Here is a 10349-nt window from a genome sequence, read left to right as displayed (position 1 = left end):
ATCAGGCTGACCAGGAACAGGTGGTTGTCAGTACCGCCGGACACCACGTCGTAGCCGCGATCGATGAACACCTTGGCCATGGCCTGGGCGTTGTTGATCACCTGGGCCTGGTAATCCTTGAAGCCGGGTTCCAGCGCTTCCTTGAAGCACACGGCCTTGGCGGCGATCACGTGCATCAGCGGGCCGCCCTGGGCGCCGGGGAATACGGCGGAGTTCAGCTTCTTCTCGATCTCTTCGTTGGACTTGGCCAGGATCAGGCCGCCACGCGGACCGCGCAGGGTCTTGTGGGTGGTGGTGGTAACCACATCGGCGTAGGGCAGCGGGTTGGGGTACAGGCCGGCGGCGACCAGGCCGGCGACGTGGGCCATGTCGACGAACAGCAGCGCACCCACCTTGTCGGCGATGGCGCGGAAGCGTGGGAAGTCGAGGGTCTTGGAGTAGGCGGAGAAGCCGGCAACGATCATCTTCGGCTTGTGCTCGACAGCCAGGCGCTCGACCTCGTCGTAGTCGATCAGGCCGGTGGCGGTATCAAGACCGTATTGCACAGCGTTGTACAGCTTGCCGGAAGACGACACCTTGGCGCCGTGGGTCAGGTGGCCACCGTGGGCCAGGCTCATGCCGAGGATGGTGTCGCCGGCGTTCAGCAGGGCCAGGTAGACGGCGCTGTTGGCCTGGGAACCGGAGTGCGGCTGGACGTTGGCGTAGTCGGCGCCGAACAGTTGCTTGGCGCGGTCGATGGCCAGCTGCTCGACCTTGTCGACGAACTCGCAGCCGCCGTAGTAACGCTTGCCCGGATAGCCTTCGGCGTACTTGTTGGTCAGGCCGCTGCCCTGGGCTTCCATCACGCGCTTGCTGGTGTAGTTCTCCGAGGCGATCAGCTCGATGTGGTCTTCCTGACGGTGCTCTTCTTCCTGCATCGCGCTGAACAGTTCGTCGTCGTAACCCTGGATCTGGTCTTGCTTGCTGAACATCGATGATCTCCTGCGACAACCCGCTGTCGTCTCTGTTGTTTTGGGGGCCCGGAACCGACCACTGGAGGGCTGTCGGTATCTGCCTGTTGGGGCCGATTGTGCGAGTTAGCCCGACACCCCGTTTGCCTGTTTGCGACGTGTAAATGCCCAAACCTACCCTGCCGGCGAAGGAATACCGTTCGATTACCGGAGACCGCCTCGCTGAACCCCGGATGTCGGGCAGGGACGCCGCTGATGCAGGGCTGGAATGGGTGTAAGCTGGACCCCGGCGCCGGCCCGCTCCAGCGCCGCAAAACAATAAAAAGACAGAACTGCACTTCGACTTCTGCCTCACCCGCCAATACCCAAAAACGACAGTCGATGCAGCGGAGGAAGAACCAATGGCTGTTGCAAACCTTGCGGCGCCGTCCGTCGACGAATTCCAGGCCCAGCCCCGGCCGGCCGCAGTGAAGACCTTCGGCTTTCTGCTGATCCCCAACTTCACCACCATCGGCTTCGCCTCGGCGATCGAGACCCTGCGCATGGCCAACCTGGCCGCCAAGCGCACCCTGTTCCACACCTTGCTGATCGCCGCCGACCACGAACCAGTGCAGGCCAGCAACGGCATGCGCGTGGTTCCCGATCACAGCCTTGACGACGCCCCCGAACTGGATGCCCTGTTCGTCGTCGGCTCCAACCCCATGCCGACCCGCTATGACCGGCGCCTGCTCAACTGGGTGCGCAAGCTGGCCCAGCACGACGTGGCACTGGGCGGAATCTGCACCGGCAGCCACCTGCTGGCCAGCGCTGAGCTGCTCAAGGGCTATCGCTGCACGGTGCACTGGGAAGACATCGAGCAGGTGAAGGACAAGTTCCCCGGCATCGTCATCTCCAACCAGCTGTTCGAGCTGGATCGCGACCGTTACACCTGCTCCGGCGGCACGGCGTCCATGGACATGACCCTGCAACTGATCGCCCGTGAGCCGGGTGGCGTGGAGATCGCCACCCGCGCTGCCGAACTGCTGCTCTGCGACCGCATGCGCAGCGCCCGCGAACAGCAGCGCATCCCCTTGCGGCAGAAGCTCGGCCACGCACAGCCGAAGCTGAGCCAGATCGTCGCAATCATGGAAGCCAACCTGGAAGAACCCCTGGAACTGGAAGAACTGGCGCAGCTCAACGAAGTGTCGGTGCGCCAACTGGAACGCTTGTTCCACAAGTACCTGGACCGCACCCCCAGCCAGTACTACCTGGAACTGCGCCTGAACCGCGCCCGCGACCTGCTGCTGCGCAGCGAGTCGCAGGTCCGCGACATTGCCCTGGCCTGCGGCTTCGCCTCACCGGCGCACTTCTCCAAGTGCTACAGCCGCTTCTTCGGCCACTCGCCGCGCGGCGAGCGCAAGCAGAGTCCCTTGCACTCCTGATCGTCGACCGAGAACTGCAGGGGCGAACTCATTCGCCACTGCAAGGGAGTCGCCTTGAACCTCGCCGAAAACAAAAACGCCGCCCTCCTCTCGGGGGCGGCGTTTTCATTTCCGTACCTCGCGCGTCAAGCGTCCTGTTCAACCCCTCCGCTCAGGGCCACTACCGGCTTCTTTGCCAACAGCCAATAGGCCAGCCCTGATACCAGGATGGCGGGGAAGCTCGCGGTGATCTGCTCGGCTACGTCCTTGAACACATGGGCCAACACGAAGTACACCGCAAAACCTAGCACCAGCGCAGTGATACCCGCCGGGTTCCAGCCATTGCTGCCGTAATAGGCGCCGCCGGACTCGGCAAAGAGGTCGCGGTCGCTGATGCGCTTGCCGCGCACGCAGAAGTAGTCGACCAGGATGATGGTCCAGAGCGGGATGAACAGGCCGCCGATGACGCCGAGGAAGGTCTCGAAGTAATGCAGGAAGGAGTCAAAGGCCATGGGCACGAAGCACAGCGCCAGCTGGAGCACAACGATAATCGCCAGGGCCTTTTTCGGGGTCAGGCTCTTGAACGCCCCCAGCAGCCCCATGCCGGAGCCGTAGAGCACGGTGACGTTGGTGCTGACGGTGGCGAAGATCAGCACCAGGAAGGACACCAGGCCTAGCCCCAGGGTAGCCAGGGTGGAGCTGGGGTCGGAGTTGTTGGGGTCGATGCTGCCGGTTTGCAGTGCCACCCCGATCGTGCCGATGGCGCCGATCAGCATGAACCAGCCCTGCCCTACGTTGAGCCCCAGCCAACTGCCCACGGTGGCAGCCTTGCCGGTCTTGGCGAAGCGTGAGAAGTCCGCCACCTGGGCCCAGGTCCAGGAGAAACCGAAGGCCAGGTCAATGTAGAAGGCCACCGAGTGGGCCGGGTTCGCCACCTTGAACGCCATCAGCTCACCCAGATCCCACTGCGACAGCACGATGTAGCTGACCCAGACACCGAGCACCAGCAGCAGCACGCCTGCCACGCGCTCCAGATAGCGGATCGCCTCATGGCCAAGGAAGGTGATGATGCCCTGCGCCACGGCGGTCAGCAGTATGCCGAGCACCATCGGTCCCGCCGAGCCGGGCTGGCCGAAGGTCGGCCAGCCGAACGCTGCGCCGAACACGTGGGTGAGGGAAATAGCGGCAATGAAGCTGTTCACGCTGGGCCAGCCGATCAGCACCAGGAACTGGGCCACGCCGGTCAGGCGCGACCCCTTAGTGCCCAGGGCGGGACGGGCCACCACGGCCGTACTGGCACCGTAGCGGTAGCCGATATAGGCCACTGCCGCCCATGGAATCATCATCAGCGGTAGCCAGAGGAGGCTGTACTGCAGGACGAAGACCATGCCCAGTGAAGCGGCCATGCCGCCGAAAAACCAGGAACCGGTATTGATGCCGGAACCGAACCAGGTCCACACGGTGTCGCCGAAGCCGTAGCTGCGCTCCGCCGGTTTGACCTGATTGAGTCCGTACTCTTTGTGCGCGTCTGAATTCGACATAGCTGAAACTTCCTCGCGAACCGCCGCGGCGGTCACTTGTTGTAATTGTGAAGTCGCTTGTTCTGTTCGGGGTGGCGCAATGCCTCGTCAGGTGGGCGGGAACTCCTCGCGGATAGCGTCGGCAATGCCCTGGACGCAGACCTCCAGGATCAACTCGCCCTTCTCTCGGCTGGCCGTCTTCGCCGACGACAGAGTGCCCGGCGCCGGCGTACGGGCCGGGTCGACCGGAAACACGTCATAGGGTGGGAAGGTTGCAGGTGGGTGATCGACGACGCGGTCCAGGTCCACCAGGTCCGGGTACAAAGCCAGCATCAGGGAGGTCTCGAAGACGCCGCCGTGCTCGATGTCCCAGCCGAGGAAGCCCTCGGGATAGAGCTGCTGGATCACAGCCGGGTCCTTGACGAAGTCCCAGTAGGAGAGCACCACCACTTTGAAGTCCTGGATGCCGGCATAGCGCAGCTCGCGCAGGGCGAGGTCGATGCCTTCGACGATGAACATGGAATTTTCGTAGTGGCCGTTCATCAGTACCAGGCGACGCGCACCATGGCGCGCCAGCTCGCGGATGATGTCCTGCACCGTGCCAGTCAGGGTGGCGCCATCCAGGCTGGTGGTGCCGGGGAAGTGATTGCCGCCGCCGGACTTCTGCTGGGACTTGTAGCCGTACTGCAGCCCCGGCATGACCAGCGCACCAATGCGCTCGGCGACCCGCTTGCACACCGCCGTGGGCAGCAGCACATCGACGTTCATGCACATGTGATGGCCGTGCTGTTCCAGGGCGCCGACCGGCAGCATGAGCACGCAGTCACCTGCCGCGACACGCGCCTCGTACTCCTTCCAGGTCAGCTCACCTACAAAAACACTCTTGCTCATCGAAATACTCCAGGAATTGTCGGCGCCAGACGGACTTCCGCTCATGGCATTGCAGCAGAAGTGAATGGCCGACTTTTGTACGTATCCGACCCGAAGTTGGCAGGATCGCCAGTCCTCAGTCGTCCGCCAGTGCGCGGTGCGCCGTCTCGCAGATGCACAGCATCGCCAGCAGGGCCACGGCCGCCGCTGCCACCAGCATCCAGGCCGGTGCGAGCTTGTCGCCGGTCTGGCTGATCAACCAGGTGGCGATGAAAGGCGCGGTGCCGCCGAACAGGGCATTGGCCGTGTTGAAGCTGAAGGCGAAGCCGCTGTAGCGCACTCGTGTCGGGAAGACCTCGGCGAGGAAGCACGGCAGGGTGCCGTCGTTCATTGCCAACATCAGCCCGAAGGCGATCTGGATCAGCAGGATGAAGGCGAAGCCCTGCCCTTCGAGCAGACCGAACAGCGGCACCGTGAGCCCCAGGAACAGCAGCGACGCACCGATCAGCATGGTTTTGCGGCCGAAGCGGTCGGACAGCTTGCCCATCAGGAAGATGAAACCGATGTAGGTCGCCAGCGACACGGTAGACGCCAGGAAGGAATCGGTTTCGTTCATGCCCATCTCGGTGGATAGATAGGTCGGCATGTAGCTGAGGATCAGGTAGAAGGCCACCGCGTTGAGGCAGGTGACGCCAATGGCCACCAGCACCTTCCTGCGGTGCACGCCCATGAGTTCGCGGATCGGCACTTTGTGCTCCGCTTCCTTCTTCTCCATCGCCTGTTCCATTTCGCGGAACTTGGGGGTGTCCTGCAGGTGCAGGCGAATGTAGCGGCCAATCAGGCCCAGCGGCGCGGCCAACAGGAACGGAATACGCCAGCCCCAGCTGTGCAGTTGCTCGGTATCGAGCTGCGAATAGAGCAGTGCCGCGAACAGCGAACCGAACAGCAACCCCGCCGCCGTACTGGCCGGCACCAGGCAGGTGTAGAAACCGCGCTTGTTGTCTGGCGCGTACTCGGCGAGGAAGGCCGCCGCGCCGGCGTATTCCCCGGAGGCGGAGAAGCCCTGCACCAGGCGGATCAGCAGGAGCAGCAGCGGCGCGAACATGCCCACCTGGGCGTAGGTCGGCAGCAGCGCGATGCAGAAAGTGGCGCCAGACATGATGAGGATGGACAGGGACAGGGCGTTACGCCGGCCGTAACGGTCGCCGATATGGCCCCAGACGATGCCGCCGATGGGGCGGACGATGAACGAAATGGCGAACACCGCGAAAGCCGCCAGCAGGCCGGTGGTCTTGTCGGTGGCAGGGAAGAACACGACTGCGATCACCGCGGCCAGATAGCCGTAGGCGGCGTAGTCGAACCACTCCACGAAGTTGCCCATGAAGCTGGCGGTCGCCGCGCGGCGGAGGGTGCTGCGCTCGCTGCTGGCCATCTGGCTGTCGGACTGGCCATAGGCCAGGGTCTGGTTGGATGTACTCATTGGGCACCTCCGTCGATCGGGAGGTGCGCCTGGAAGACTGGAGTATGGACGGGAGCGCCCCGACCGTTGTTGAAGGACACACTGTCGGCCGCTCCCCGGAGGAGCGTTCCTGCAATAAACCTGACCATTGCCTGTACCTCTATTGTTATGTCGTGTTAGTTCGGCAGCGGGTAGTCAAAGGGCGGCGCGTGCGCGGGGCATGGGCCCCGTGAATGCCGCGCGTCGATTCTTGTTGTGGTGAGGCAAAACCACGGCCCGCGCAGGAGGTCGGCTCTGCGCGGGCGTGGGTTGGATCATTTGCGGATGATGTTTTTCTCCGGGCCGTAGGGGAACTTGGTGATGTTTTCGGCACCGTTCTCATTGACGATCAGGATGTCGTGCTCGCGGTAGCCACCGGAGCCCGGCAGGCCCTCCGGCAGCATGATCATCGGTTCCATGGACACCACCATGCCCGGCTCCAGCACCGTGTCGATGTCCTCTCGCAGCTCCAGCCCGGCCTCGCGGCCGTAGTAGTGGCTGAGGGTGCCGAAGGAGTGGCCGTAGCCAAAGGTGCGGTACTGCAGCACGTCGTGCTTGAGGAATATCTCGTTCAGCTCGCGGGCGATATCGCTGCAGCGCGCACCGGGCTTGATCAGTTTGAGGCCGGCTTCGTGGACCTCGACGTTGACCTGCCACAGCCGCAGGTGGTCGTCGGAGCAATGGTCGAGGAACAGGGTGCGCTCCAGCGCGGTGTAGTAGCCGGCGATCATCGGGAAGCAGTTGAGGCTGAGGATGTCGCCCTTGTTCACCTTGCGGGTGGTCACCGGATTGTGCGCACCGTCAGTGTTGATGCCGGACTGGAACCAGGTCCAGGTGTCCATCAGCTCCACTTCTTCGAAGGTGTCGGCAATGGCGCGGACCATGGCCTGGGTGGCGTGCAGCGCCACTTCATACTCCGGCACCTGGTCACGCAGCGCTTCCACCACCGCCGCGCCACCGATGTCGGCGATGCGCGCGCCGTGACGGATCATCACGTGCTCTTCGGCGGACTTGATCATGCGCATGCGCATGCAAGCGGCGGCCACGTCGACCAGTTCGGCCTCTGGATAGCGGGCGGCCAGCTTGTCGCGGTTCTGCAGGTTCAGGTGGTCGTGTTCGATGCCGATGCGGCGGGCCTTGGGCAGGGCCTGCTGGATGGCGACAAAGTAGTTATCGCGCTGCCAATCGGTGTAGACGATGTTGTCGGTGCCGACGGTGCGGCGCCACGGCTGGCCACCGTCGATGTTGGCGCTGATGCTGATGACGTCGTCCTGGGTGACCACCAGGGCATAGGGGCGGCCGAAGGAGCAGTAGAGGAAGTCGGAGTAGTAATTGATGTTGTGGTACGAGGTGAAGATCGCGGCGTCGATGTTCTCCGCTGCCAGATGAGCTCGCAGCTTGGCTTGGCGGTTGGCGTATTCCTGGGCGGAGAAGGTGGAGCGAACCTTGTCGCCGTTACGGATGCGGAGTGTCTTGGGCATTTGCATGGCGGTGAACCCTTGTTGTTTTCCACTGACTCGACACACCGGGCTGGTGGGCCGTTGGAAAGCATTGCAACAGAAGCCCCCCACCATCTTTTGTACGAATCCGACCCGAAATTGGTCAGATCCGCTGAGGTCATTGCCGGGGCTCCGAGCGGGGTCAATTGCCCTCACCCAGAGGAAGAGGGCGCTTTCCGTGCGCAAGGGGGGCCGGGGGTGAGGGCAGTTGGGTTAACTCGGACTAGCCAGCAGGCGCGAATGCTCTTGTGTAGGGGCGAATTCATTCGCCAAGGGCGGCGCAGCTGCCCCCGACAAGGCCAATGGCAGGACTGCTTCCTGCTTGGCGAATGAATTCGCCCCTACAAGGAAAGCCCCGAGCCTTTCTGCCCCAGCAAAAAAACGGGCCCGGACCGTGCTGCCAGGCACGGGCGGGCCCGAAGTGGTGCCAAGGGTGCTCAGTGCATCGCGGCGCGGCAGAGATGCGGCTTGTCCAGCCGTTCGTTGCTGGGCGGGATGCCGAAGTGCTCGCGGTAGCACTTGGAGAAATTCTGCGCGGAGACGAAGCCGCAGCCGAAGGCCACCTGCACCACCGGCAGGGCGGTCTGGCGCAGGAGCTGACGGGCACGCAGCAGGCGCAGCTTGAGGTAGTAGCGTGATGGCGAGCAGCACAGGTACTTCTGGAACAGCCTTTCCAATTGGCGCCGCGACAGCTCGATGAAGCTGGCCAGATCATCCAGTTCGATGGGCTCTTCCAGGTTGGCCTCCATCAACGCGATCACTTCCTGCAGCTTGGGCTGCGCGCTGGCGAGGGCATCGCGCAGGGTCAGCCGGCTGGCCCAGACCGGAATACTTTCGCCGTCCTGAAGCAGACCGGCCTCGGCCAGCACAGCGCGGGCAGACCCCAGGGCACCCAGCTTCACGCCGTGGGCAGACAGGTCGCGGAGTTGCGCGAGCAATCCGGAGTCGGCGAGTGGCGCGCCGTCGCCGCCGCAGAGGATCAGGGCGTCCAGTTCGCGTGCCTCGGCGAGTCTGCCTTCGGGCGTCAGTTGCATGCCGTTGTCGGCGCGCACCGGGGTGCCGTCGCAAGTCAGGGTGCACCAGCGATAGAGGCCCGTTGCGGACAACTGGTTGGCCAGCCGCAACGACTCCAGCGCACCGGCCAGGGCGATCAGGCTGAATTCGTCCAGCAGCAGGAAGCCGATGGATTCGAGGCGCTGCAGGGGCTTGGCAAGAGTCTGGAAGGCGCTCATGGCATCAGCACTCCACGGCACTCACGGCCAGACCACCGCGCGAGGTTTCCTTGTATTTGTCGTGCATGTCGGCGCCGGTGTCGCGCATGGTGCGGATCACCCGGTCCAGCGAGATGAAGTGCTCGCCATCGCCGCGCAGCGCCATCTGCGCCGCGTTGATCGCCTTCACCGCGGCAATCGCGTTGCGCTCGATGCACGGCACCTGCACCAGCCCGCCCACCGGGTCGCAGGTCAGCCCGAGGTTGTGCTCCAGGCCGATCTCGGCGGCATTCTCCAGCTGCGCCGGGGTCGCCCCCAGCACTTCCGCCAGCCCCGCCGCCGCCATCGCGCAGGCCGAGCCGACTTCGCCCTGGCAGCCCACTTCGGCACCCGAGATGGACGCGTTCTTCTTGCACAGGATGCCCACCGCCGCCGCGCCGAGGAAGAAGTTCACCACGTCGTCCTCGGTGGCCTCGGGGTTGAAGCGCATGTAGTAGTGCAGCACCGCCGGGATGATCCCCGCCGCGCCGTTGGTGGGCGCGGTGACCATGCGCCCGCCGGCGGCGTTTTCCTCGTTCACCGCCAGGGCGTAGAGGTTCACCCATTCCATGGCGCTCATGGTGCTGCCGATCACGTTCGGCTTGCCCAGTTCCTGCAGGCTGCGGTGCAGCTTGGCGGCACGCCGGCGCACGTTCAGCCCGCCGGGCAGGATGCCTTCGTGGCCAAGACCATTGCTCACGCATTCCTGCATGGCGTCCCAGAGTTTCAGCAGTCCGGCGCGGATCTCCGCTTCGCTGCGCCAGGCCTTCTCGTTGGCCAGCATCAGCTCGGCGATACGCAGGTTGTGGCGCTGGCAGAGTTCCAGCAGCTCTTCGGCGCTGGAGAAGTCGTAAGGCAGCTCGGTGGTGTCCTGGTCGAGCTGGCCGGAGCGGGCCTGGGCCTCGTCGACCACGAAGCCGCCACCGATGGAGTAGTAGGTGTCGCGGTGCAGCTCACCCGCCTCGCCTTCGACGATCAGCGTCATGGCGTTGGGGTGGTACGGCAAGTTTTCCTCGAGCAGCAGCAGGTCGCGCTGCCAGTCGAAGGCCACCGGGTGGCTGCCGCCCAACAGCAGTTCGCAGGACGCCTGCAGCGCCTCGATGCGCGGGGCGATCTGCTTCGGGTCGACCCGATCCGGCCATTCGCCCATCAGCCCGACCAGGGTCGCGCGGTCGGTGCCGTGGCCGACGCCGGTGGCCGACAGCGAGCCGTACAGGCGCACCTCGACCCGCGTCACCTGCTCCAGCAGGCCGCGCTCGCGCAGCGCCGTGGCAAACAGCGCCGCCGCCCGCATCGGGCCCACGGTGTGCGAGCTGGAAGGGCCGATACCGATCTTGAACAGGTCGAACACGCTGATAGCCA

At 64.4% G+C, this 10349-nt stretch carries 8 protein-coding genes; 1 reads left to right on the top strand and 7 read right to left on the bottom strand.

Annotated elements, in window-relative coordinates; translation table 11 throughout:
* Positions 1-971 (bottom strand): serine hydroxymethyltransferase (gene glyA / locus E8E75_RS09210; RefSeq protein ID WP_280358585.1); only part of this gene is annotated, 971 nt, incomplete at its 3' end.
* 380 nt (positions 972-1351) lie between these two features.
* On the opposite strand from glyA, the gene E8E75_RS09205 reads away from it, so the two are divergent.
* Positions 1352-2371, top strand: coding sequence for a GlxA family transcriptional regulator (locus tag E8E75_RS09205; protein WP_120653447.1), 1020 nt, complete (start codon positions 1352-1354; stop codon positions 2369-2371).
* Positions 2372-2496: 125 nt separating this feature from the next.
* Here the strand turns inward: E8E75_RS09205 and E8E75_RS09200 are convergent, their stop codons facing one another.
* From E8E75_RS09200 to E8E75_RS09175, 6 genes are all read right to left on the bottom strand, one after another.
* Complete coding sequence (locus E8E75_RS09200) at positions 2497-3891, bottom strand: cytosine permease (RefSeq protein ID WP_120653448.1); 1395 nt, start codon at positions 3889-3891, stop codon at positions 2497-2499.
* A gap of 87 nt (positions 3892-3978) precedes the next feature.
* A complete protein-coding gene (locus E8E75_RS09195; protein WP_120653449.1) occupies positions 3979-4761 on the bottom strand; it encodes a creatininase in 783 nt (260 codons plus the stop codon).
* Between the two features lie 115 nt (positions 4762-4876).
* Positions 4877-6220, bottom strand: a complete 1344-nt coding sequence (locus E8E75_RS09190; protein WP_120653450.1) for an MFS transporter — start codon at positions 6218-6220, stop codon at positions 4877-4879.
* Positions 6221-6513: 293 nt separating this feature from the next.
* Complete coding sequence (locus E8E75_RS09185; RefSeq protein WP_153918267.1) at positions 6514-7725, bottom strand: M24 family metallopeptidase; 1212 nt, start codon at positions 7723-7725, stop codon at positions 6514-6516.
* 449 nt (positions 7726-8174) lie between these two features.
* On the bottom strand, positions 8175-8969 hold the full coding sequence (locus E8E75_RS09180; protein WP_153918265.1) for a helix-turn-helix domain-containing protein: 795 nt from the start codon (positions 8967-8969) through the stop codon (positions 8175-8177).
* 4 nt (positions 8970-8973) lie between these two features.
* Positions 8974-10349, bottom strand: a 1376-nt coding sequence (locus E8E75_RS09175; RefSeq protein WP_280358578.1) for an L-serine ammonia-lyase, incomplete at its 5' end; no start/stop codon positions are given.

This window comes from Pseudomonas sp. BN606 (assembly GCF_029873115.1).
In the GTDB taxonomy this organism is placed as follows: domain Bacteria; phylum Pseudomonadota; class Gammaproteobacteria; order Pseudomonadales; family Pseudomonadaceae; genus Metapseudomonas.
This window is presented reverse-complemented; position numbering and strand designations above follow the sequence as displayed.